This window comes from Flavobacterium sp. (assembly GCF_034111225.1).
Classification (GTDB): domain Bacteria; phylum Bacteroidota; class Bacteroidia; order Flavobacteriales; family Flavobacteriaceae; genus Flavobacterium.
The window spans coordinates 1-25737 of sequence record NZ_JAWUXR010000006.1 but is presented as its reverse complement, the minus strand read 5'-3'; the positions used below and the strand labels follow the sequence as shown (position 1 = coordinate 25737).

Annotated in this window: 24 protein-coding genes; 19 read left to right on the top strand and 5 right to left on the bottom strand. The window is 29.7% G+C overall.

Translation table 11 applies throughout. The features are described 5' to 3' along the window. The first annotated feature begins 23 nt into the window (after positions 1-23). Positions 24-986, top strand: a complete 963-nt coding sequence (locus UXY25_RS02055; protein WP_320814339.1) for an FKBP-type peptidylprolyl isomerase — start codon at positions 24-26, stop codon at positions 984-986. Between the two features lie 75 nt (positions 987-1061). Here UXY25_RS02055 and UXY25_RS02050 read toward each other — a convergent pair whose 3' ends face one another. Both UXY25_RS02050 and UXY25_RS02045 read right to left on the bottom strand, forming a co-directional pair. Then, positions 1062-2015 carry a transketolase family protein gene (locus tag UXY25_RS02050; protein ID WP_320814338.1) on the bottom strand — a complete coding sequence of 318 codons (954 nt, stop codon included), beginning with the start codon at positions 2013-2015 and terminating at the stop codon, positions 1062-1064. Between the two features lie 20 nt (positions 2016-2035). Beyond that, complete coding sequence (locus UXY25_RS02045) at positions 2036-2884, bottom strand: transketolase (protein ID WP_320814337.1); 849 nt, start codon at positions 2882-2884, stop codon at positions 2036-2038. Between the two features lie 187 nt (positions 2885-3071). Here UXY25_RS02045 and tgt point away from each other — a divergent pair, with 187 nt between their 5' ends. The 5 genes from tgt (at position 3072) to dnaB (ending at position 8894) form a co-directional block, all read left to right on the top strand. Continuing rightward, complete coding sequence (gene tgt / locus UXY25_RS02040) at positions 3072-4202, top strand: tRNA guanosine(34) transglycosylase Tgt (protein ID WP_320814336.1); 1131 nt, start codon at positions 3072-3074, stop codon at positions 4200-4202. A 15-nt stretch (positions 4203-4217) separates the two neighbouring features. Further along, on the top strand, positions 4218-5294 hold the full coding sequence (locus tag UXY25_RS02035) for an LptF/LptG family permease (RefSeq protein ID WP_320814335.1): 1077 nt from the start codon (positions 4218-4220) through the stop codon (positions 5292-5294). Next, positions 5281-6174 (top strand): DMT family transporter, encoded by an 894-nt coding sequence (locus tag UXY25_RS02030; RefSeq protein WP_320814334.1) that lies wholly within the window; start codon positions 5281-5283, stop codon positions 6172-6174. Before UXY25_RS02035 ends, UXY25_RS02030 begins: the two co-directional genes overlap by 14 nt. 67 nt (positions 6175-6241) lie before the next feature. Continuing rightward, entirely contained in the window at positions 6242-7195 is a 954-nt protein-coding gene (locus UXY25_RS02025; protein WP_320814333.1) for an acetyl-CoA carboxylase carboxyltransferase subunit alpha, read from the top strand. 151 nt (positions 7196-7346) lie between these two features. Further along, a complete protein-coding gene (dnaB, locus tag UXY25_RS02020; protein ID WP_320814332.1) occupies positions 7347-8894 on the top strand; it encodes a replicative DNA helicase in 1548 nt (515 codons plus the stop codon). 67 nt (positions 8895-8961) lie between these two features. Here the strand turns inward: dnaB and UXY25_RS02015 are convergent, their stop codons facing one another. The 3 genes from UXY25_RS02015 to UXY25_RS02005 form a co-directional block, all read right to left on the bottom strand. Then, the gene (locus UXY25_RS02015; protein ID WP_320814331.1) at positions 8962-9795 is read right to left on the bottom strand and encodes a T9SS type A sorting domain-containing protein; all 834 of its coding nucleotides are present in this window, start codon (positions 9793-9795) and stop codon (positions 8962-8964) included. Positions 9796-9899: 104 nt separating this feature from the next. Further along, complete coding sequence (locus UXY25_RS02010; protein ID WP_320814330.1) at positions 9900-10448, bottom strand: phage tail protein; 549 nt, start codon at positions 10446-10448, stop codon at positions 9900-9902. Between the two features lie 35 nt (positions 10449-10483). Beyond that, entirely contained in the window at positions 10484-11884 is a 1401-nt protein-coding gene (locus UXY25_RS02005; protein WP_320814329.1) for a hypothetical protein, read from the bottom strand. A gap of 205 nt (positions 11885-12089) precedes the next feature. On the opposite strand from UXY25_RS02005, the gene UXY25_RS02000 reads away from it, so the two are divergent. The 13 genes from UXY25_RS02000 to UXY25_RS01940 all read left to right on the top strand — a co-directional run. Then, entirely contained in the window at positions 12090-12404 is a 315-nt protein-coding gene (locus tag UXY25_RS02000) for a hypothetical protein (RefSeq protein ID WP_320814328.1), read from the top strand. A 120-nt stretch (positions 12405-12524) separates the two neighbouring features. Then, entirely contained in the window at positions 12525-13043 is a 519-nt protein-coding gene (locus tag UXY25_RS01995) for a hypothetical protein (RefSeq protein WP_320814327.1), read from the top strand. Beyond that, on the top strand, positions 13030-13821 hold the full coding sequence (locus tag UXY25_RS01990; protein WP_320814326.1) for a sensor histidine kinase: 792 nt from the start codon (positions 13030-13032) through the stop codon (positions 13819-13821). The genes UXY25_RS01995 and UXY25_RS01990 overlap by 14 nt, the downstream gene beginning before the upstream one ends. 2 nt (positions 13822-13823) lie before the next feature. Then, positions 13824-14501 carry a response regulator transcription factor gene (locus tag UXY25_RS01985; protein WP_320814325.1) on the top strand — a complete coding sequence of 226 codons (678 nt, stop codon included), beginning with the start codon at positions 13824-13826 and terminating at the stop codon, positions 14499-14501. A gap of 282 nt (positions 14502-14783) precedes the next feature. Next, positions 14784-16055, top strand: coding sequence for an asparagine synthetase B (locus tag UXY25_RS01980; RefSeq protein ID WP_320814324.1), 1272 nt, complete (start codon positions 14784-14786; stop codon positions 16053-16055). Between the two features lie 11 nt (positions 16056-16066). Beyond that, positions 16067-16978 (top strand): glutaminase, encoded by a 912-nt coding sequence (locus UXY25_RS01975; protein WP_320814323.1) that lies wholly within the window; start codon positions 16067-16069, stop codon positions 16976-16978. Between the two features lie 128 nt (positions 16979-17106). After that, positions 17107-18798 (top strand): sensor histidine kinase, encoded by a 1692-nt coding sequence (locus UXY25_RS01970; protein ID WP_320814322.1) that lies wholly within the window; start codon positions 17107-17109, stop codon positions 18796-18798. A 10-nt stretch (positions 18799-18808) separates the two neighbouring features. Next, on the top strand, positions 18809-19462 hold the full coding sequence (locus UXY25_RS01965; RefSeq protein WP_320814321.1) for a response regulator transcription factor: 654 nt from the start codon (positions 18809-18811) through the stop codon (positions 19460-19462). 96 nt (positions 19463-19558) lie between these two features. Next, entirely contained in the window at positions 19559-22594 is a 3036-nt protein-coding gene (locus UXY25_RS01960; protein ID WP_320814320.1) for a LamG-like jellyroll fold domain-containing protein, read from the top strand. A gap of 946 nt (positions 22595-23540) precedes the next feature. Then, positions 23541-23906 carry a hypothetical protein gene (locus UXY25_RS01955; protein WP_320814319.1) on the top strand — a complete coding sequence of 122 codons (366 nt, stop codon included), beginning with the start codon at positions 23541-23543 and terminating at the stop codon, positions 23904-23906. Further along, positions 23899-24687 carry a sensor histidine kinase gene (locus tag UXY25_RS01950; protein WP_320814318.1) on the top strand — a complete coding sequence of 263 codons (789 nt, stop codon included), beginning with the start codon at positions 23899-23901 and terminating at the stop codon, positions 24685-24687. The genes UXY25_RS01955 and UXY25_RS01950 overlap by 8 nt, the downstream gene beginning before the upstream one ends. After that, the gene (locus tag UXY25_RS01945; protein ID WP_320814317.1) at positions 24680-25342 is read left to right on the top strand and encodes a response regulator transcription factor; all 663 of its coding nucleotides are present in this window, start codon (positions 24680-24682) and stop codon (positions 25340-25342) included. The genes UXY25_RS01950 and UXY25_RS01945 overlap by 8 nt, the downstream gene beginning before the upstream one ends. A gap of 98 nt (positions 25343-25440) precedes the next feature. Continuing rightward, the coding region (locus tag UXY25_RS01940; RefSeq protein WP_320814316.1) for a hypothetical protein at positions 25441-25737 on the top strand (297 nt) is incomplete at its 3' end.

Genomic DNA, 25737 nt, shown 5'->3' with positions numbered 1-25737 from the left:
CTTGCGCCAAAATTACTTTGAAAATGAAAAATATTTATAAAGCCCTTTGCTTTGTAGTTCTTGCTACGTTCTTAGTAGCTTGTCCTAATACAGATGATGCTACTATTCCTCCTCCAAGAGATTATGAAGAGGTTTATTTGGAAGATATTGCTGAAATAGAAGATTTCTTAGATACTCATTTTGTAACTGTAGATGCTAATTATAATACCACTTTTGAGTTAATTCCAGATGGTGGTTCTCAAATGCCTATTTCAAGTATGACAGAACTACAATCGAAACCTGTTGTAAAACATGATATTACATATACTGTTTATTATTTGAAACTAAGAGAAGGTTTAGGAGAAGCTCCTACAAGAGTTGATTCAGCATTTATAGCATATAAGGGAATTGTACCTTCTGATATTACTAATGTTTTTGATCAAAAAACAGACCCTGTTTGGTTTCAGTTGGAAGATGTAATTAGAGGATGGGGAGAAATTATTCCTGAATTTAAAACAGGTACTTACACAGATAACCCTGATGGAACTATAACTTTTAATGATTATGGTGCAGGAGTTATGTTTATTCCTTCTGGCTTAGGGTATTTCAATCAATCTGTTGGAAATATTCCTTCATATTCTCCTTTAATTTTTAATTTCAAACTATATGATAAAAGATTTAGAGATCATGATAGGGATAAAATTTTATCAAAAAATGAATACGGTGGAATTGATTTTAGTGTAGAACCTGTTGATACTGATGGTGATGGTTTGCCAGATTATTTAGATGTAGATGACGATAATGATGGTGTTTTAACTAAAACGGAAATTGAATATATACATCCTTCAGATCCATTAAGTGTAAAAAGATATTATCCATACTACGGATTAGCTACTGATGATGCAATGACTCCTTATGTAGATGAAACTAAAGGAATACCAAGTTGTTCAGGTGATTTCACAACATCAACCCGATTAAGAAAACATTTAGACGCTAGTTGTCAATAATTAAATAGTGAGCATAATAAAAAATCCCGATTTCTATGAAATCGGGATTTTTTATTTATAATAAACTGTAAAGAATTACTTTCTTTTCAATACTTTTTCTACTGCTTCAACAATAGCTTGATTGTTTAATTTGTATTTATCCATTAATTGACCAGGAGTTCCAGATTCACCAAAACTATCGTTAACAGCAACAAATTCTTGCGGTGTAGGATTGTTTAAAGCTAATACTCTTGAAACGCTTTCTCCAAGTCCACCTAAGAAATTATGTTCTTCTGCAGTAACTACACAACCAGTTTTAGCTACTGATTTTAATATTGCTTCATCGTCTAATGGTTTGATAGTATGAATGTTGATAACTTCAGCAGAGATTCCTTTTGCTTCTAAAGCTTCAGCAGCAATTAGAGCTTCCCATACTAAATGTCCGGTTGCTACAATAGTTACATCAGTACCTTCAGATAAAAGAATTGCTTTTCCAATTACGAATTTTTCGTCAGCTGGCATAAAGTTAGGTACAACAGGACGTCCAAAACGTAAATATGCTGGTCCATGATGATCTGCTAATGCTAATGTTGCTGCTTTTGTTTGGTTATAATCACAAGTGTTGATTACGGTCATTCCAGGCAACATTTTCATCAATCCAATATCTTCTAATATTTGATGCGTTGCTCCATCTTCTCCAAGAGTTAAACCTGCATGTGAAGCACAAATTTTTACATTTTTTTCAGAATAGGCAACCGATTGACGAATTTGATCGTAAACTCTACCTGTTGAAAAGTTGGCAAAAGTTCCTGTAAAAGGAATTTTTCCACCAATAGTTAATCCGGCAGCAATTCCAATCATGTTTGCTTCTGCAATACCAATTTGAAAGAAACGTTCTGGATGATTTTTTTTGAAATCGTCAAATTTTAACGAACCAATTAAATCAGCACAAAGTGCTACTACATTTTTATTTTTTTGTCCAAGTTCAGTCATTCCGGCACCAAAGCCCGAACGAGTATCTTTACTTCCTGTATTTGTGTATTTTTTCATTTTAATTTTGTTGAAAAGGATTAATAATCACTTAAAGTAGATTTGTTTTGGTCTAATGCATTAGCTAATTGCTCATCATTAGGTGCTTTTCCATGCCAAGCATGTGTGTGCATCATAAAATCTACTCCATTACCCATTTCAGTATATAAAAGAACGCAAACTGGTTTTCCTTTTCCAGTTCTTGCTTTTGCGTCATTCATACCAGCCAAAATGGCTTCAATATTATTTCCTTCTTTAATTTCAAGAACATCCCAGTCAAAAGCTTCAAATTTAGCACGAAGACTTCCCATTGCTAAAACTTCATCTGTTGTTCCATCAATTTGTTTGCCATTAAGGTCAATAGTTGCAATAAGATTATCTACTTTTTTTGCAGATGCATACATGATTGCTTCCCAGTTTTGCCCTTCTTGTAATTCGCCATCACCGTGAAGTGTGTAAATTAAATGATTGTCATTGTTTAATTTTTTAGCCTGTGCTGCTCCAATTCCAACTGATAAACCTTGTCCAAGTGAACCAGATGCAATCCTAACTCCTGGTAAATTATCGTGAGTTGTAGGGTGACCTTGTAATCTTGAATTGATTAAACGGAATGTAGCTAACTCCGAAACTGGAAAATAACCACTTCTTGCAAGTACGCTATAAAAAACTGGAGAAATATGTCCGTTAGAAAGGAAGAACAAATCTTCGCCTATTCCGTCCATATCAAATCCTTCTTTTCTAGTCATTAAATTTTGATATAATGTAACTAAAAATTCTGTACATCCCAGAGAACCTCCTGGGTGTCCTGAATTTACTGCGTGTACCATTCGAAGAATATCTCTTCTAACTTGGATTGTTAAATCTTGTAAATGTTGTGTGTTTGGTTTCATTGAAATAAAATAGTTTACGCAAAAATACTTTTAAATTTTTCTTTCAACAAACCTTTTCTGAGGAAGTTATCCTCTTTTGATTAATATTTTGTTGATAATGGTAAATCATAAAACAATTCTAAAATTTCGAATGTTCTTATACGCAAGTTGTCTAATTGATTTATATTTGCGTTTGTAAAAAACAGATATGAAGTTCGATTTAATAAAAAAAGACCCAAAAAGTAAAGCGAGAGCAGCTACTCTAACTACAGATCACGGAACTATAGAAACACCTATATTTATGCCAGTTGGTACAGTGGCGTCAGTTAAAGGAGTGCACCAAAGGGAGTTAAGAGATGATATTAATCCTGATGTTATTTTAGGTAACACCTATCATTTATATTTAAGACCTAAAACAGATATTCTTGAGAAGGCAGGAGGTTTGCATAAATTTATGAATTGGGATCGCAATATTTTAACCGATTCTGGTGGTTATCAAGTCTATTCTTTGTCTTCAAATAGAAAGATTAAAGAAGAAGGTGTGAAGTTTAAGAGTCATATTGACGGTTCTTATCATGTTTTTACTCCCGAAAATGTAATGGAAATTCAACGTACAATTGGTGCCGATATTATCATGGCATTTGATGAATGTACTCCTTACCCTTGTGATTATAGATATGCAAAGCGTTCAATGCACATGACGCATCGTTGGTTGGATAGATGTATTAGTCATTTAGATAATTTACCTTTTAAATACGGTTATGAGCAATCATTTTTTCCAATTGTTCAAGGAAGTACTTATAAAGATTTAAGAGCACAATCAGCAGAATATATTGCAAATGCAGGAGCTGTTGGAAATGCAATTGGAGGTCTTTCTGTTGGAGAACCTGCAGAGGAGATGTATGCAATGACAGAAGTGGTTACTGCTATTTTACCAGAAGATAAACCTCGTTATTTAATGGGAGTAGGTACGCCAATTAATATTTTAGAAAATATTGCTTTAGGAATTGATATGTTTGATTGTGTAATGCCAACGCGTAACGCAAGAAACGGAATGTTATTTACTGCTTATGGTTCTATTAATATTAAGAATAAAAAATGGGAAGATGATTTTTCTCCAGTTGATGAAATGGGACATACTTGGGTTGATTTAGAATATTCAAAAGCCTATTTACGTCATTTATTTGTTGCGAATGAGTATCTTGGAAAACAAATTGCAACGATTCACAATCTAGGTTTTTATATGTGGTTAGTTCGCGAAGCTAGACGTCAAATTATAGCAGGTACTTTTAGAGCATGGAAAGACAAAATGGTTATTCAAATGGACAATAGATTGTAAATTTTAATTTTGAAAATGAAAATAATAGATAAATATATTCTTAAAAGATACTTAGGTACTTTTTCAGTGATGTTGTTAATGTTTATTCCAATTGGAATAGTAATTGATGTGTCTGAAAAGGTGAATAAAATGATTGAGAAAAAAATTGCTCTTTCTGAAATATTAATTTACTATGTAGATTTTACAATATATTTTGCCAATTTATTATTTCCTATATTTTTATTTTTATCAGTTATTTTGTTTACTTCTAAGCTTGCAAATAATACTGAAATAATTGCTATTTTAAGTTCAGGTATTTCCTTTAATAGATTTTTAAGACCATTCTTTATTGGGGCAACATTAGTTTCGTTATTTGCTTTAATGATGGGGTTTTTCTTAGTTCCATCTGCAAGTAAAGGTTTTAACGATTTTAGATATAAAAATTTAAAAGGAAATAGTCAAACAAGAGAAACTTCTGATATTTTTAGACAAATTGATACAGATGAATATATTTATGTAAGTAATTATAATTATATGTCTAAAACAGGTTTTAATTTTACTTTTGAAAAATTTAAAGACAATAAGTTGGTTTATAAAATTAATTCTAATAGAATTAAATATAATGAAAAATCAAAAAAATATACGCTACATAATTATACAAAAAGAACTATTGGTGTTACAAATGATATCCTAGAGTCTAGTGATAAGAAAACTTTAGTTTTTAATTTTGAGCCAGATGATTTGACTCCAGTGGTATATGTTGCAGAAACTATGTCTATAGGAGATTTATATTCTTTTATTGATAAAGAAAGAAAAAAAGGAAACGCAAACATTAATACTTACTTAGTCGTTTTTTATAAAAAATTCAGTTTACCTATTTCTGCATTTATATTGACCTTAATAGCGGTAGCTGTTTCATCAATGAAAAGACGTGGTGGAATGGGGGTTAATTTAGCAATAGGGATTTGTATTGCGTTTACATTTATATTCTTTGATAAAGTATTTGGCACACTTGCCGAAAAATCAGCTTTTCACCCGTTTATAGCAGTTTGGATTCCTAATTTTGTTTTTGGAATATTAGCAATTTACCTCCTTAGAAATGCAAAACGATAATTTTAAAAGTTATTTATTACTCCATTTTATAGTATTTATTTGGGGTTTTACCGCAATTTTAGGTGCATTGATTTCTTTAGATGCACTGCCGTTAGTTTGGTGGCGAATGTCTATTGCAGTCATATTCATATTGATATATATAAAATTAAAAAAAATAGACCTTAAAATACCAAGAAAAACTTTGTTTGCTTTCTTATTTGCAGGTTTGGTCATTGCGTTGCATTGGCTTACGTTTTTTAAAGCCATAAAAGTTTCTAATGTTTCAGTTACACTGGCTTGTTTGTCTACTGGTGCCTTTTTTACATCTATTTTAGAACCATTACTTTTTGGCAAAAAAGTGGTTTGGTATGAAGTGCTTTTTGGTCTAATTGTAATTGGTGGGTTGTACATTATATTTAATGTAGAAGTAGATTATATTTTAGGAATAATTCTGGCTTTAACCTCTGCTTTTTTATCAGCACTTTTCACAGTAATTAATGCTAAGTATACTAAGGTATACATGCCTTCAGTAATTTCATTTTACGAATTAGTTGGCGGAGTAGGATTCCTGAGTGTCTATTTGCTTTTTTCAGGTGGATTTACTGCTGAATTTTTCAACTTATCAATGGAAGATTTTGGTTGGTTGCTTTTGTTAGCCTCTGTATGTACAGCTTATGCATTTATAGCCTCTGTAAAAGTTATGAAGTATTTAAGTCCGTATACTGTTATGTTGACGATTAACCTTGAGCCTATTTACGGTATTATTCTTGCGCTTTTAATTTTTAAAGACTCTGAACACATGAATCCAATGTTCTATGTTGGAGCCTTAATTATACTATTAACCGTTATTTTAAATGGTATAATAAAGAAATATAAAAAAGAAGAAACAATTCAGAGTTAGTACAAGGTATATTGGTTGAAAATTTTATCTTTGTGTTTACAAACGAAACTAAAAACAAACATTTCCTATGGAATATTTAGATTTTGAACTTCCTATAAAAGAGTTAGAAGATCAATTAGACAAATGTCAAGTAATTGGAGAAGAATCTGACGTAGATGTTACTGCAACATGTAAGCAAATTGAGAAAAAATTAAAAGAGACTAAAAAAAATATATACAAGAATCTTACAGCTTGGCAACGAGTACAATTGTCAAGACATCCAGATCGTCCATATACTTTAGACTATGTTAAGGCATTATGTAAAGGTACTTTTTTAGAGCTTTTTGGAGATAGAGGTGTAAAAGACGACAAAGCCATGATTGGTGGTTTAGGAAAGATAAACGGTCAATCGTTTATGCTTATAGGTCAACAAAAAGGATATAATACTAAAACGAGACAGTACCGTAATTTTGGTATGGCAAATCCTGAAGGATATAGAAAAGCACTTCGTTTAATGAAAATGGCTGAAAAATTCGGAATTCCTGTTATTACTCTAATAGATACTCCAGGAGCTTATCCAGGTTTAGAAGCTGAAGAAAGAGGACAAGGAGAAGCAATTGCTAGAAATATTTTTGAAATGTTTCGTCTTCAAGTGCCTATTATTTCTGTGATAGTTGGAGAAGGAGCTTCAGGTGGAGCTTTAGGAATAGGAATTGGAGATAAAGTTTTCATGTTAGAAAACACTTGGTATTCTGTTATTTCACCAGAATCTTGTTCGTCAATTTTATGGCGTAGTTGGGAGTTTAAAGAACAGGCAGCTGAAGCTTTAAAACTTACCGCAATTGACATGAAAAAACAAAACTTGATTGATGATATTATTCCTGAGCCATTAGGAGGTGCTCATCATGATAGAGAAACTACATTTAAAACTGTGGAAGAATATATCACCAAATCTTTTAATGAATTAAATAAATTATCAACAAAAGATTTAATTGCTAAAAGAATGGACAAGTATAGCAATATGGGTGAGTTTAATGAATAAGCCTATTTTATAAAGAGTAAAGTCCGAAGCCTTACCGTTTCGGATTTTTTTTTGGTTATTAACACAAAAGTTCTAGTTATCAACAGTTTTTTAACATAGCTGTGCTTACAATTTTAGTGTGTTCTTTATTTAAAATAATTACCTTAGCACAATGGAAAACATCAAAAACTTTAGTGCCTTTAAAGCAGATAAAGCAACTATAATAAATCTTGAAAAAGGGAAGTTGCCCCCACAAGCAATAGATCTTGAGGAGGCAGTTTTGGGTGCAATGATGATTGATAAAAAAGGTGTGGATGAAGTAATTGATATATTACAACCAGATGCTTTTTATAAAGATGCACATAAGCATATTTTTGAAGCAATTGTTACACTTTTCAACGATACACAGCCAATTGACTTATTAACTGTTTCTGCTCAGTTAAAAAAAGATGCAAAGTTAGATTTAGCTGGAGGTGATTTTTACCTTATACAGTTAACACAAAAAATATCATCTTCTGCCCATATTGAGTTTCACTCAAGAATTATTCTTCAAAAATACATTCAAAGAAGTTTAATAAAAATTTCAAACGAAATTATTGAAGAATCTTACGATGAATCAACAGATGTATTTGATTTATTAGATAAAGCTGAATCAAAATTATACGAAGTAACTCAAGGTAATATTAAACGTAGCTCTGAAACGGCGCAAAGTTTAGTAATACAAGCCAAAAAGCGTATTGAAGAAATTGCGGGTAAAGAAGGTTTAAGTGGAATCCCAACAGGTTTTCATGATTTAGACAAACTAACTTCAGGCTGGCAGCCTTCCGATTTAATTATTATTGCTGCTCGTCCTGGTATGGGTAAAACGGCATTTACACTTTCTATGGCTCGTAATATGGCTATAGATTATGGTAAACCAGTTGCTTTTTTCTCATTAGAGATGTCATCTGTACAGTTAATTACACGTTTAATTTCTTCTGAAACAGGTTTGTCTTCAGAAAAATTAAGAACGGGTAAACTTGAAAAGCATGAATGGGAACAACTTTCAATAAAAGTAAAAGATTTAGAAAAAGCACCTCTTTTTATTGATGATTCACCATCGCTTTCAATTTTTGATTTACGTGCAAAAGCAAGACGTTTAGCTTCACAACACGGTATAAAACTTATTGTTGTAGATTATTTGCAATTGATGACTGCAGGTGGAAATGGAAAAGGCGGAGGAAATAGAGAGCAAGAAATTTCAACAATTTCTCGAAATTTAAAAGCACTAGCAAAAGAATTAGGGATTCCGGTAATTGCACTTTCACAATTGTCTCGTGCTGTAGAAACGCGTGGTTCTAGTAAAAGACCTTTACTGTCTGACCTTCGTGAATCGGGTGCAATTGAACAAGATGCAGATATTGTATCATTTATTTATCGTCCAGAATATTATAAAATTGATGAATGGGATGATGATGAACATTCGCCAACTCAAGGACAAGCTGAATTTATTGTGGCTAAGCATCGTAATGGTGGCTTAGATAGTATAAGATTAAAATTTGTTGGTAATCTTGGTAAGTTTGACAATCTTGATACTTTTGGAAATACATTTGATGATTTACCTTCTAAAATGAATTTAGATGATTCTAATCCATTTATAACACCAAATTTACCTTCGCCAAATGAAGCCTTTGGTAGTAATATGAATGATTTTGATAATGACTCTGATGTTCCGTTTTAAAATATAATAGTTCAAAAAAAAGGTAAAAACAGATTACTGCTTTTACCTTTTAATGAATTAATATTATTTATTTTCTTACAATTAACTTTTTTGATAAAGTTTTCGTTTCATCTTTACCAATTATATAATAAATTCCATTAGTTAATTCTTCAATATTGATTTCGTTTTCAACATTAGAACTCACTTTAAAAGTTTTAACAGTTTGACCAATTTGATTAACTATAAGGAAATCTCCGTCAAAATTAGAATTAATTTTAAATACACCATCTGTAGGGTTTGGGTATATTAATAATGCAGATGCGTTTTCGAAGCTATCTATTCCAAGCGCAGCAATATCCCATTCCATAGCATCTAATGCTAAATATTCATAATTTCCAGTGGTTGAAATAACAAATTCATCAATATTAATATTTGAATTGTCGTTTCCTCCGAAAGTTGATAAATCAATTCGAGTAAAACCGTTTTGAAAAACATAACTCATGTTGCTAACTCCAGAAGCTAAAGTAGCTGTGTATTTAACTATTCCACCTAATTTTCCAGTAACAGTCATTGTACCTGTATTTGTAAGAGTAGCAGAGTTACAAAGAGCTAAATAAATATAAAAGCTTTTTAATCTAAATGAGGTTGCGCCTGCAGAGGAAATAGTAAAACCTGGTAACCCAGCACCATTACAAAAAGATGAATTATCTATATAGTAGTTGTCATTTGCAGTTCCGTTCCAACCATAAGCTGTGGCATGATAATATATATCAAACGGCCCTCTTGCTTGTGTTGTTATATTGAAAACTTGTCCATTGTCAGTAAAAGAAGTTGAGCCAGGAGTTTCCGTTTCAAATGTTTCGGTGGTTTGACAAAAAATGAACTGTGAAACTAGAATTAAAATAAAGTAGAATTTTTTCATATTTAATTTTTTCATGGATGAATAATACTCGTAAAGTCAATAAAAGCATTTGTTTTTTTAACATGAAACGCCTCTTTAAATTTATCTAAAGAGGCGTTATTTATTTAACTTCTTGGAGGAAACAGACCTTCAATGCATATAATATAACTAATACCTAGATATGGTTGCATATTATTATGAGGTAAACCTCCACCGTTGTTAGCTATAGATGATGTACTTAAAGGAATATTTGGTGCAGCACTATTATATCCTAACGTTGCAGTGAAATCTCTACCAGTTGAAGCTCCAGGTGTTGCAATTGATACTCCTGATGTTGCAGCTGTTTGTGTTGCATTTTCATTGTTTACAACTAATGAGTGATTGTGACTTGGTATTTCATTTATAGTTAATGTATGTGTAACTTCACCACCTATATCGCCAGTTTTAACGTTTGGTAATCCTGTTCCAGTACCCATACCTCCTCCTACAGGAACTCTACTTCTTAAATCGGGTAATGCAAAAGTAGATCTTCCGTCTCCACCATAATTAGTTCCTATAATAGAATATAAAGCAGAGTATTGAGCTATTGATAATAACTGTCCTGCACAATACATATATCCTCTAGGGGCAAATGTTCCTGCAAATATTTTAATCATTCCCATGTATTCTTCCATAATAATTTTTTAGTGTTAGTTTTTAATTATTTAAGTTATTTCGTTTTATTTATGTTTCCTTGTATAGACCAAGCAAAATCTAATTGCACTTGGTTTTTAAAATATGTAGTGTCTTTCATACTTATGTATTGATCTGTTGAATAGCCAACAGTACCACTTTGAGTAGCAAGCGCATGACATGTCATACAATTTGTTTGAACTCCATATTTATAGTCTGCATTTAGATTATTTTTAAATGGGATATTACCCAATCCTGCCTCCAAATAGGGATTAAAAGCAATAATTGGACTTGCTCCTGTATTAGTTCCTCCAGAAATTGGTTGATTTGGCCATACCATTGCATAAGCTGTAGAAACAGCATAATTTTTCGCAGCTCCTTTTAGTGTTTTTGGACGTAAATTGGCTTCAAATTGCGAACTTGGAGCAAATGGACTATCCGGATTATGACTCCAGAAGAAAGTTTGCCATGTCCAATTACTGATTTCTTTAGTTCCAACATGCATTGCAACCAATAAAACAAAATCTCCAGCCTTAAAATTACTGCTTCCTTTATCTTGATGCTCGTTTAAGAATTTTGCTCCTTTTGCATCAATTTTATAATTAATAAACTCACTTAAATTACAAGTGGCATCATTAATCTCTTTTTCAGATGGATTTTCAGAGCTTACTGGAATTATTTTTTTGTTTTTAGGTTGTTTGTTATTTATATCTGCATACACATATAAGTTCCACAACTTAGTTCCGAAATTTTTTGCAGGTGTTGGAATACCAGGCCAAGTTGGAACTCTTATTAATCCATCTTTACTTGGGTTTCCTGCAAAATAAGTTGGTTTTGTTGTAATTGCTGAAGCAGGAAACGATGGAATAACTCCAATTTTGTCTTTTACCTTATATTTATCAAGTGTTGATTGATTAAAAATAAGGTTATTAGTTGCAAAGCAAGCTGCACTTGGATTGTACGTAACTGTCTCAAAAACTTGGAACGTTGTATCAATAACCCCTTTATTACTTGAATGTAATTGAGAATGTATAAATTGATTCGGTTTTTTTAATTCGGTTCTTTCTTTTTTTACTGTTTTACAACCACCATCTACATCTCCATTAGCAGACATTTCAGCTAGTTCTTTAACGCCAAACCAAGTTTCATAAACCAATAATTCCTCACCATTATATTTTTGTCCTGTAGGTTCTGTTAAACCTGCCCATATTCCCCAGGCATGTTTAGTAATATTTACAGTATCTTTTTCACTTAACCATTTGTATATTGTGGTTGAATCTTCTGGAAATTTAAAATCATTAATATCAATATTTGTTGGGAACTCCATTGGTTTAATAGAAATCAATTCAGCTTTTTCTTTTTTACAAGATTGCATAGAAATAATTATTGTAAAAAGAAATAGATATTTTTTTAATTTAAAATTGTCTTTTTTAATCATGGATGTGTTAGTTTTAGTTTAGTTCCAAAAATATATTTATAAACTAAATTGCATTTACAGGAATTTTGTAAAAAATGTTAAAGTTTGTAGGTATTTGTTTAATAAAATTAAACACCGTATTTATACCTAATTTCATATTAAAATTTTAATATGTAAGATTAATATTCTATTTTTAAATAATTATTAACCTTAACCTTATAATTTTATGTCAGATTTTAGAATTACTTTAGAACAAGCAGTTGCATACATTAAAACTTGGAGAAATACTGCAAGACAAGAATCTGCAAAAGCTCATTTAATTGCAAAAGAAGCATTATTAGATGTAATGGCTCCTAGCGATGTGGTTTCGGTACGTGCTTATTTAGGAAAAGATGAAAATGGAGCTGAAAAATTAATTTTCGTGGGTGTAGATGCTGATGGGAAAGATTTAATTGATGATACTCATATTCTTACAGACAGATCATCACCTTGTCCGCCTTTTTGTGATGTAGATCAAGGCCCTTTATTAATTCTCGAATAGTTGGAAACAGCATTAAATTATTTACATATTACTTCAGCAATATTATGTTTGCTTTATTTTATAGGCTTTTCTAAACAAGGAAAAGCCTATAGAATTTTTACGATATACTTAACTGTAATTTTGGCTATAGATTTTATATCTGCTCATTTATGGGATTGGTTTGGTGTTTATAATATATTCACAGCTCATTTTTACGATTTATTGCAGTTTGTGCTATTAAGTTATTTTTATGGGAATTTATTGAATACAAAAAAACAACTCTATACCGTTTATCTTTTATTAATTATTCTTCCAGCTTTTCTTTTGATACGTTATGTTTTAAATCCTCAAATGTTTTTTGAATACAGTTTATTAGAAACATATTTAACAACTATCCCAATTATAATATATGCAACCATGCATTTATACAATCATCTTGGAAAAAAAACAGAGTTTTATTATGTTAATATCGGTTTGTTGTTTTATTTATTCGGGAGTACCGTTATTTTTTTACTTTATGAATTGCTTATGATGTTTGAAAAATATAGTGCATTTACAAGCAATCTTCTGTCATTAAATATAGTATTACAATATATTAAGTTTGGGTTTTTCTTTTACCAATGGAAATTAATTTACTTTAATAAAAATGAGAGCAATTAGTATAGAAAATAATGAATTAATTAAAGCCGTATTTTTTATACTATTGGCTTTTCTTTCTATGTTTTTAATTTTGATAGTGTTTTTTTACTATTCTAGGAAAAAAATTATACAGCAAGAGTTGGCTAAAAAAGATTTAGAAATAAACTACCAAAAAAGCTTACTTCACACGGTTATTTTTACTCAAGAAGAAGAGCGTAAAAGAATTGCACAAGATTTACACGACGATATTAGTTCAAAACTTAATGTGGTTTCATTAAATAGTTATTTGTTAAAAACGCCTAACTTATCTGATGTTGAATTAACGCAGATTACCGATAACATTATTGAATTTACACAAAACGCATTAGAAAATTCAAGAAGAATTGCACATGATTTATTGCCTCCAGTATTAGAAAAATTCGGACTTCATTCTGGAATTGAAGAGTTAGTGGCTGAATATAACACTACAAAAGTAGTTCATGTAATTTATGAGAATACATCTAACTTTGATGAATTTTCATTTGACAATCAATTGCATATTTTTAGAATATTACAAGAACTACTTAATAATGCAGTACGTCATGGGTTAGCTAAAAATGTTATAATTGAAATAAAAGACGAAAATTGCACAAAAAATCTTACTTTTACCGATGATGGTGTTGGTTTTGATGTAAATGATGAGAGAGTAAGAAAGGGAATAGGCATTAAAAATATTGAAAGTAGAGTTGATTATCTAAACGCATCTATTAATATTTCTTCTATAATAAATAGTGGAACTACAATAATAATTAAATTTTAAACATGTCAGAATTAATTAAGATTGTTTTAGCTGATGACGAAGAACTTTTTAGAAAAGGGTTGGTTTTTTTATTACAAAGAGAAGCTAATATTAAAGTACAATATGAAGCTTCAAACGGACAAGAATTAGTCGATTACCTTAAAACCTGTGAAGTGTATCCTGATATTATTCTAATGGATTTAAAAATGCCTTTTTTAAATGGAGTAGAAGCGACTAAGCTAATCCACAGCGAATACCCAAATATCAACATTATTGCTTTAACAAGTTATAACACAGAATCATTTATTGCAAATATGATTAATGTTGGTGCATCTTCTTATTTAGTAAAAAATGCTACTCCTCAAGAAATGCTAAATACAATAAAGGAAGTTGCTAACAAAGGCTTTTATTATAATGAAACGGTTATGAAAGTCATTCATAAAAATATTATTTCGGCAACTAAAAACACAAAAAGTATTTTAGATGATGATTTTTTAACGGCCAGAGAGAAAGAAGTTTTAGAATTAATATGCAAACAATTTAGTACACCAGAAATTGCTGAAAAATTATTTATTAGCCCAAGAACTGTAGAAGGACATCGAAATAATTTACTATTGAAAACCCAATCAAGAAATGTGGCTGGATTAGTTGTATATGCTATTCAAAATAAAATAATGACAATAGAAGATGATTCTATGTAGATTTATTAAGTTTTAAATAATTCAACAACAAGATACACATACATAACTAAAGTTATAATTAACAAACAAACACCTATTTTCTTGTAGATTTTCATTTCTTTAGTATTAGAGAAACTTTCATTCATTTTATGCTTTTTTATAGTTATCCAAATGTATATATATGTTTATGGTTTTTTTAGAGTACAACTTCTGTATTATATAATCAGGTATTTATACGGGGTATGTTAAACTCATTTGAATATTCTTCTTAAAAGACTTATCTTCGATTTAATAATTTAGAATATGAAAACGATAATTTATACAATAGTATTAACTCTATTTTTTCAAACATTTGGTTTTGCTTCTTTTGTTTTGCTTCCTATGGAGGCAGAAGGGCAACAAAACCATTTAAAAGCTTACGGAATAACGTATTGGGCTTTAGAAAAACAATATAAAGTAAGTTGGTTATTGAATTATAGAGGAGGTTCTTTTCTTTTGCCAGATACTCAAGAAGTTAGGAACGAATGTCAAATAAGGGGTGTAACATTTGAAGTGTTTTCAGACAGTAAAATGAATACTATTTTAGAAGAAATAAGTAGTCCTTCTCAAAATATGGAAGTTGTAGTTTTAGAAAAAGCACCTAAAATTGCAGTATATACTCCAAAAGGTAATCAACCTTGGGACGATGCGGTAACAATGGTTTTAACATATGCCGAAATACCGTATACAGAGATTTATGACGAAGAAGTGCTTTCAGACCAATTAATTTTATACGATTGGTTGCATTTACATCATGAAGATTTTACAGGACAATACGGAAAATTTTTTGGAGCATACAGAAATGCACCTTGGTACATCGAACAAAAAAGAGATGCTGAAATTTTAGCTAAAAAATTAGGATATAATAAGGTTTCTGAAGAAAAATTAGCGGTTGCCTTAAAAATTAGAGATTACGTTATTGGTGGTGGTTTTATGTTTGCCATGTGTTCTGCAACTGATAGTTTTGATATTGCACTGGCAGCTGAAGGGCTTGATATTTGCGAACCAATGTTTGATGGTGATGATAGTGATGCTAATTATCAAGCGCTAATTGATTATAGAAATTCATTTGCTTTTAAAGATTTTAATTTGGAAAGGAATCCGATGGTTTATGAGTTTTCAGATATTGACACAACAAATGATCGGCAAAAGGGAATAATAAAAATGGAACAAGATTATTTTTCTTTAATGGATTTTTCTGCAAAATGGGACCCAATTCCTACAATGTTATGTCAAAATCACACACAATTAGTAAAAGGATTTATGGGACAAACAACTGCTTTTGCTTCAGATAAAATAAAAACGAGTGTTTTATTATTAGGTGAAAATAAAATAAACGGTGAAGCTCGTTATATCCACGGAACAAAAGGAAAAGGAATGTTTACTTTTTATGGGGGTCACGACCCTGAAGATTACCAACATAGAGTTGGAGATGCGCCTACCGTTTTAGATTTGCATCCTAACTCGCCAGGTTATCGATTAATTTTAAATAATGTACTATTTCCAGCTGCTCGAAAGAAAAAACTTAAAACTTAATTATTTTATAAATGAATTTCCAAACTATTATAAACGAAGTGTATACTGAAGTTCTTGCTATGAATTTAGAAGGTATAGTTTCTAATTCAATACCAGAATTATCAAAAATTAATCCTTCAAAATTTGGTATTCATTTAACAACTTTAGAAGGTGAAAATTTTGGAGTAGGAGATAGTAATGAACGATTCTCTATTCAAAGTGTTTCCAAGCCATTAACTTTAGCAATGGCATTTTCAAAGTTAGGAGAGAAAGTTTGGGAACGAGTAGATGTTGAACCTTCTGGCGATCCATTTAATTCATTGGTACAATTAGAATACGAAAAAGGAATTCCTAGAAATCCTTTTATAAATGCAGGTGCAATTGTTATAGCAGACATGATTGTCTCTAATTATAAAAATCCAAAAGAAGATTTTATACAATTCTTAAGAACTATTTCTGGTAGCGATACTCTAGATTATAACCCAAAAGTAGCACAATCGGAAAAAGATACAGGTTTTAGAAATAGAGCTTTAGCTAATTTTTTAAAATCGTTTGGTAATATTGACAATGATGTAGATCAAGTTCTTGACTTTTATTTTCATCAATGTTCTGTTGAAATGACTTGTAATGAATTAGCACAGTCTTTTTACTTTTTTGCTAATGCAGGAAAAACAAAAGATGGAACACAAATTTTAACGGAAAGCCAAACCAAAAGATTAAATGCTATTATGCAAACCTGTGGTTTTTATGACGAATCAGGAGAGTTTACCTATAAAGTAGGTTTGCCAGGCAAAAGTGGAATAGGAGGAGGAATAGTAGCTTTGTTTCCAAAAAAATTCACAATCGCAACTTGGAATCCTAGATTAAATGAAAAAGGAAATTCTGAGTTAGGCATGCATGCTTTAGAATTATTTACAACAAAAACAGGAATGTCAATCTTTTAAAAAACAGGTTTACATACAAAATTTTGTGTTTCGCACCAATTTTTCATTTGATACATATTTAAAACTTATTTTTGTTACTTACAAAAATTAAAATAGTTTTATAAAGTTATATTTTCAGTTTGTTTTAAATGAAAAAAATAATCTTTCTTTTTTTCTTAATCTCTTTTTCTGCTCTTTCTCAAGAAGCAGAATATGATACTGCAAAAAAATATCTAAAAGATAATCAATTAGAAGAAGCTACTTTACAAATTCAAAAAGCTATAAAAAAAACAAAAACAAACAAGTCAAAGTATTATCTTTTATACGCTTCTATTTTAAAAAATAAAGATATAGCAGATTCTAGTTTATACTATTATAATGTTGTTGAACGTGATTATATAAAAAGAAAAATTTCCGATAGTCTATTATTAACGATAGCTTCAAAAGTTGAGTTTTATAGATTTAATAATAAAAAAGTGGACGCTGATTTTAATATCAAAAAAATAAATCAGTTTCAATTCAATCAAATTTACAATAAGGATATAGTTGCTTATGCTTTAAACAGAAAGTTGGCAATATTTAATCAATATCATTATAATAATAAAGACACAATTAAATTAATTGATAATATTGGGATACAAATTTTAGATCTTGAAAAACAAATTAAAAATAAAGAAGTTATTGCCTATACTTTAAATGAAATTGCACAAATTGAAGATTACAGAGGTGATAAAAACAAAGCATTTGCTAAATATGAAACCGCTCTAAAATATGCTGAACAGCATCAATTGCTAAATCCTCAAATCGATATTTCATTCAATTTGGCAACACTATATTCCCGATTTAAAAAGGACAATAAAACAGCTTTACAAATATTAGAAAAATTAGTACCTAAAGTTGAAGAGGGATCAAATATTAGACAGAAATTCTATCTTTTTTTAAAAATAAAAGATTATTATAGATTTACTAATAGACTAGAAGAAGCCTATTTAGCTTTTGATAAAGCGTATCAATATTCACAAGAACTAAATGATCAGCAATCATATTTTAAGCTCACCGCATTAGAAAGAAAGTTCGAATTAGAAAAGAAAGAAAAACAAATTCAAGAAAATGAAAATAAAATAAAAATTCAAAACTTAGAAATTGAAAATAGTTCTAAAAAATTCTGGTTGATTTTGATTATTTTTCTTTTAACAATTATAGGAATAATTACATTAACTTATTTTTTTAGAAGAGAAAAAAAATCAAATAAACAACTTAGTTTATTATCAGACGAAAATGAGTTCTTATTAAGTGAGGCACATCATCGTATTAATAATAATTTACAATTAATTATTATTTTAATTAATGAGGAATTAAAAAAAGCAACTTCCGAGAATAATGTTCAAATTAAAAAAATATTAACAAAGGTTGATTCTATTGCTTCATTGCATAGGCACTTATATAATAGTACAGATAAGAGAATGATTGAATTAGATACTTATCTAAAGGATTTACAAGTTAATTTTTATGAAACCTTTACAGATAATAATATTATAAATAAATTTAATATTCAAAAAACATATGTCTCTGTAGATATGGCAATGTATTTAGGTTTGTTATTTACCGAATTAAGTATAAATTCATTAAAGTATGCTTTTAAAAACCAAGAGTATAAAGAAACAAGTATTCAAGTAAGTGTTGAAAACAATCAATTATATTTTAATTATTCTGATAATGGTATTGGTTTTAAAAATGATATTAAATTAAAGTTAATTGATAAACTATGTCGTCAATTAAAAGTAGAATATACTATTGAAGCGAATAATGGTTTTCATTTTTCGTTTGTAAAAAACATATAAATAATTAAATATGCCTATAAAATTACTAATTGTAGAAGACGAAATTTTTATTGCAGATTATATTCAAGAAATTTTAGAGGAAGCGAATTTTACAAATATTCAACAAGCTAATTCTCCAGAAGAAGCAATTAAAAAGCTATATGCATTTCAGCCAGATATTGTGCTAATGGATATTAACTTAGCAGGACAAAATGAAGGAATAACTTTGTCTCAAAATGAATTTAAAGAACAACAAATAATATTTTTAACTGCGCAAAACGACCAAGTTACAATTAATAAAGCCTTACAAGGTAATCCACATAGTTACCTCACAAAACCTATTAAAGAACTGGATTTAGTAGTATCAATACAATTATTAGCTGCAAAACTTAAAACTAACACTATAACTATAAAAGATAGTTTTGACTTAGTTCGACTTAATTTGGAAGATATTTTATTTATAAAAAGCGATAATAACTATATTGATATCCAAACTACAACAAGTAAATATTCAATTCGTAACTCATTAGACGGTTTTTTAAAAGAACTAAACAATTCTAATTTTGTTCGTGTACACCGCTCTTTTGTTCTCAACAAAACAAAAGTTACTAAAAAAACAAGTACTTTATTATTCATTGAAAATTATGAAATTCCTTCTTCAAGGAATTATGATTTTCAATTATAAAGCTCTTTCACATACATACTTTTGCATTCCACACCATTTTTTTAAAGGTCATTAATGTAAATAATACTTTTGATTCATAAACTATAAAATATTTTTATGAAACTAAAATTTTACTTATTTACAATGGTGTTTTTATGCCAATTTTTATCTTACGGACAGGTAGGAAAAGTGTTGAACTTCGATGGTACTAATGACCAAGTGAATCTTGGAAATTCATTAAGTGCTGAAATTGACCCTTTAAATACAATAACGGTTGAAGCTTGGGTGTATCCTACTCAATTAACAGCTTATAATGGTTGTATTGTCGGTAACTATGCATACCCAACTGATAATGGTCAGTTACAGTTTTTATTAAGAAGAGATGGAACTTCTTATAAATTCATTATGAATGATGGTATTGGGAATAAAGAAGTTTCAGCAGCTAGTTCAGTTGTTTTAAATACATGGACACACGTTGCAGGAGTTTGGGATGGAAGTACTATTAAAATTTATATAAATGGAATTCTTCAAGCTACAACCACTGGTGTTACAGGAAGTAGCTTCGCAACTTTAACAAACTCTTTTGTGTTAGGTTTTTCTTTAGCAGGTGCTCCTGATGAAGCTTTTAGAGGTAGTATAGATGAAGTGCGTATATGGAGTACTGTTAGAACACAAACTGAAATTAATAATAATAAATCTTTAGAGTTAATTCTTCCACAAACAGGGTTGTTACGTTATTATAAATTTAACCATGGAATTGCTGCTGGTAATAATGCTGGTGTAACTTCGTTAACGGATTCTTCATCAAATGCAAATAACGGAACACTTATCAACTTTGCATTAACAGGTAGTGCTTCAAACTGGTTAGGTAGCTCTCCGGTTTCAAGTCCTGCAACTCACTTAAATTTTGATGGTTCAGATGATTATGTAGCATTAACACATTATGAAAGACCAGAAACCATGTCAATAGAAGCTATGGTGAAAACTTCATCATTTGGACAAGAGCAAATAATCGGATGGGCTCATCCAACTAATGCTTTTACAGCAGAATTTAAATTAGACCAAAACAAACTTACTTATGGAGAATGGAATCAATCACTTGGTTCGTTTTTAAAAGTAGAATCAATCATTTCAATAAATGATAACAATTGGCATCATGTTGCCGTTGTTAGAAATGGAAATGGATCAAATAATGTTACATTATATATAGATGGTACAATTGCTAGTACAGGTACTGTAAATCATGTAGTGTCAACTCAAACATTAAATATTGGCGCTTATACAAATGCTACAACAGACCAATTTTTTAATGGTAGTATAGATGAGTTAAGAGTATGGAATGTTGCTTTAACACAATCAGAAATTCAAAATAGAGCAAATTGTGAGTTACAGGGAAGTGAACCAGGCTTGGTTACTTACTATAAATTCAATCAAGGTAATGATGCCGAAAATAATTCAGGTCTTACTGCTTTAACAGATTCTTCTATTAATGCAAATAATGGAACTTTAACTAATTTTGCATTAAATGGAACAACATCTAACTGGCTAGCAGGTTCTCCTGTAGCAACAGGTTCTATTGTGCCAAGTCCTGCTGTAGTTACTACACCTGTTGTATATAATCAAGGAGACACGGCTTCTGCTTTAACAGCTATAACAGGTACTAATGGTTCAGGTTTATTGTGGTATACTTCTGCTACTGGTGGGACAGGTGCTACAACCGCTCCTACACCAACTACAGTAAGCCCTGGAAACACTTCTTATTGGGTTTCTAGTACAAACGCAAATGGTTGTGAAAGTGCAAGAGTTGCAATTGTAGTAACAGTAAATGCAACTATAACTGGATGTTGGAAAAATATTTTTAGAGGTGGAAATCAAATGTATGCTATTGCTAATAATGGTACGTTATGGTCTTGGGGTTTTAACGCTGAATCTCAATTGGGTTTAGGGGATGCTACCAATAGAAATACTCCAACACAAGTTGGTACAGCAAATAATTGGAAAGACCTTTCAAGTGGTGATAGACATGTAATTGCTTTAAAAGAAGACGGTACCCTTTGGGCATGGGGTAGAAATAGTAATGGACACTTAGGTTTAGGGGATACATCAGCAAGAAACACTCCTGTTCAAATAGGTACAAGTACAGATTGGAATAAAATACATTGTGGTACAAATAATTCTTTAGCTATTAAAACAAACGGTACATTATGGACTTGGGGTTATAATAATGAAGGACAATTAGGTTTAGGGGACACTACTCAAAGATTGGTTCCAACTCAAGTTGGTACAGATACTAATTGGAATTATGTTGTAGGAACAGGTCAGGGGGCATTTGCTATAAAAACCAATGGTACATTATGGGGGACTGGAGCTAATATTGATGGACAATTAGGAATAGGAGATAATACTCTCAGACAGAGTTTTGTTCAAATTGGAACAGATACAAATTGGGAAAAAATTTATGGTGGATTAGGTGCATTTACTTTAGCTATTAAAACAAATGGTACGCTTTGGTCTACTGGAAATGGTACATATGGTCAATTAGGCCAAAATAGTACAAGTTCATTAAATATATTTACTCAAGTAGGAACGGCTTCAGATTGGGACAAAATTGCAACAGCAAATTCTCATAGTATGGTTATTAAAGATAATGGAACCTTATGGACTTGGGGAAGAAATAATTCTGGACAACTTGGTTTTGGAGATTCAACTAATAGATTAATACCAACTCAAGTAGGAGTTTTAACTAACTGGTACGCAATTACTGGAGGAGATGCTTTTTTATCAGCACTTAATATTGCTGGAGAAATTTGGGCAACTGGAAATAATTGGGCAGGTCAATTAGGATTAGGAGATACAACAAATAGAAATGTTCTTGTACAGATTACTTGTCCTTCAGTATTGGGCACAGATGATTTTATTACAGAAAATAAAGTGACAATTTATCCAAATCCTTCAAACGGAATTTTTACTATTGTTTCAGAAGAAGATAGTGCTGTTGAGGTTTATGATATGATTGGTAAAAAAGTACTTTCTAAAAACGTATCAATTGGTATGTCGAATCTAGATTTATCTAATTATGCTAACGGTATTTATTTGTTAACAGTAACAAACCAAAAAGGGAGTTTAAATACTTATAAAATTGTAAAACAATAATGAAGTTTTCAGAAGATAAAAAATTAGAGATTTTATTGCTTTTAATTTATATCCTCTTATTTTTAGTAGGAATACTTATTTATTTCTGCTAACAAAAAAAGCCAGCAATTTGCTGGCTTTTTTTGTTTTACATACAAACTTTAGCGTTTCACACCATTTTTTATAAACCTGCTTTACAATTCTTTAATTTAGTCTAAAATATATTTAAAAATGCAAACTTTAGATAGATATAAAATATTTATAATTTTAGCAACAATAATAGTTGTGATTCTGAATTTTGTGTTTTTATTTAAAAAGTAATATGTTTATATTTTTAACCCCTTTAGTTTAGACATGAGTTGTCCAAAGTGTAGTTCAAGAAGTAAAAAAAAAAATAGTTTTCCAAAGTTTAATTTTTTTAGATGTTATAATTGTAAAAAACAGTTTATATGGTTGTCAGCTTTTAATAAAAGATATTTCATCCAAAAACAGTCACTCTTAAAAGATTAATCTTTACTTTTTTTGTCCAGTTTCTCTGTTGGTTTTCGTCTAAGAGTGTCAAAGCAATAAACCATTTCGCAAAAACGTGATGTCTATTTTTTTTTAAATTATAAAGTTCTATTTTTAGAAAATATTAATCCACTTTTTTTATATTATTAAAATAACACAGTTTTATATGAAAGATCCATTTTTTTTAGGCTTTTTGATCAGTGCATTTGGACTTTTTCTATTATTACTTAATGTGATATGTTATGTGTTCACAAAAAATAAATTTACCGGTAATAAAATTTACAATGTTTTATTTTTATATCTATTGTTTTATTTTTTAATTGAATTGTTCTGTAATATTATTGGGTTTTTAAAACCTAATTCAAATATTTTTGTTTCTCATTACGCTTTTAATGTTCAGTTTCTATTGTTAAGCGTATTCTTCTATTTACTTTTTAAAGAATCAATTTTAAAAAAAATGGTTGTTGCCATTTTTATTATTTTCATTTCAATAAACTTATATTTATATTTTGATGATCCAGGACTGTACTGGAAGTTTAACTTATTTGAAATTGTCACTATCTCTTTTGTAACCTTGGTTTATACTTTAATACATTTATACAATAACTTAGGAGAAGAAAAAAACTATTTTTACTTCACAATAGGAGTTTCTATGTACATGCTTTCAACAAGTATTATATTTCTTTTAGGAAACGTAGAACTTGTTTTTATGAAAGAGCCTTATATTGATATTTGGGTTTTTAATTCTATATTTTTCATAGTATATCAATTTCTAATTTTTAAAGAATGGCGATATTTAAATTTACTTAAGAAAAATGACTAACCACAATGAGTTTTTATTCGCAATTACAACTACTATTATTTTTTTAGTATTAGTATGTGTAAGTATTGTAGTATTTGTGATTCAATCAAGAAAGAAAATTTTTAACAAAGAAATTGAAAAAAAAGATTTACAAATTCAATTTCAAAATGAAATTTTAGAAAGAGCAATACTAGTTCAAGAGGAAGAAAGAAAGAGAATAGCACAAGATTTACACGATGATATCAGTTCAAAATTGATTGCTATTTCTTTAAACTTACATTTATTAAAATCGGATAAAACAAAAGAAGAGGATAAAATAGAAATTATTAATTCTATTTCTGAAATTAACAAAAAAACAATTGATACTTCACGTAAAATTGCTCATAATTTGTTTCCTCCTGTTTTAGAAAAATTCGGATTGAAAGCTGCTTTAGATGAATTGATTAACGATTATAACAAAACAAAAGAAGTTCATATAACTATTTACACTGAAGTTCTTTTTAAGGATTTTGGCACAAATCTGCAGCTGCAAATATTTAGAATTATTCAAGAATTAATTAACAACTCTATTAAGCACGGTAAAGCTTCTAAAATTGAATTAAATTTTAAAACGAATAACACTATTAATACTTGTATTTATAGCGATAACGGAGTTGGATTTAATTGTAAAGAACTAAATAAAACTAAAGGTTTAGGTTTTTCTAATGTTGAGAATAGAATACAAAATATAAAAGGAGATTACTCTATTAATTCTGAAATAGGGAAAGGATTTCAAATTAAATTCACTTTTAAAGATGAATAAACAAATAAAAATCGTTTTAGTTGATGATGAAGCATTAATTCGAAAGGGAGTAAAAGCAATTCTTGAACAAGAAGATAATTTTGAAATAGTAGAAGAATTTGAAAACGGATCTGTATTTGTAGATTATATTGAATCAATAAAAGAATTACCAGATATAGTTTTAATGGATGTTAAAATGCCTTCATTGAATGGAGTAGAAGCAACAAAATTTTTAACAGCACAGTTTCCAGATTTAAAAATTATTGCACTTTCAAATTACAATTCTGAAGTTTTTGTTTCCAATATGTTAGAAGTTGGAGCAGTTTGTTATATTTCCAAAAGTGCTTCTCCAGACGAAATCGTTAAAAACATTAATTTAGTATATGAAAATGGTTTTTATTATAATGATTCTATTATGGATTATGTACTTAATAATACACCAAAAAATAAATCTTTTTTCGATTCAGCTTTTTTAACCGAAAGAGAAAGCGAAGTACTGCAATTAATTTGCAAACAAAAAAGTTCCACAGAAATAGGCGAAGTACTCTTTATTAGTCCAAGAACCGTTGATGGACATAGAAATAATTTACTCTTTAAAACAGAATCAAAAAATATTGTTGGCCTAGTCATTTTTGCTATTCACAATAGTTTATTTATTCCAGACATTGAATCTTAAAAAAAAATTTAATTAAATGTTAAATTCAGGTAGATTTGCGTGTATTGAGAATAAACTCTATGACTATTTTTGTTTTATAATTTTAAATCAAATTAATTATGAAACAAAAACTTTACTTACTATTTATTTTTCTTTTGAGTATTTCAATAAATGCTCAAACAGAAACTTTACCTTATAGTACAAGTGCATCAATGACAGCTGGTTCTGGTTTGTCAGCAACATTAACAAATTTTTCAACATGTCAATCATCAGTATCTGCAACATTTAATGCACAGGGTTTTTCTGGAACATGGTCAAATGGGAACTTTGATTATTATGTAAATAATGTATTAATTGGATCTGGTGTAGGAAGTCAAACATTTGATATTTCTGCATATATGCCAGTAACATCAGTT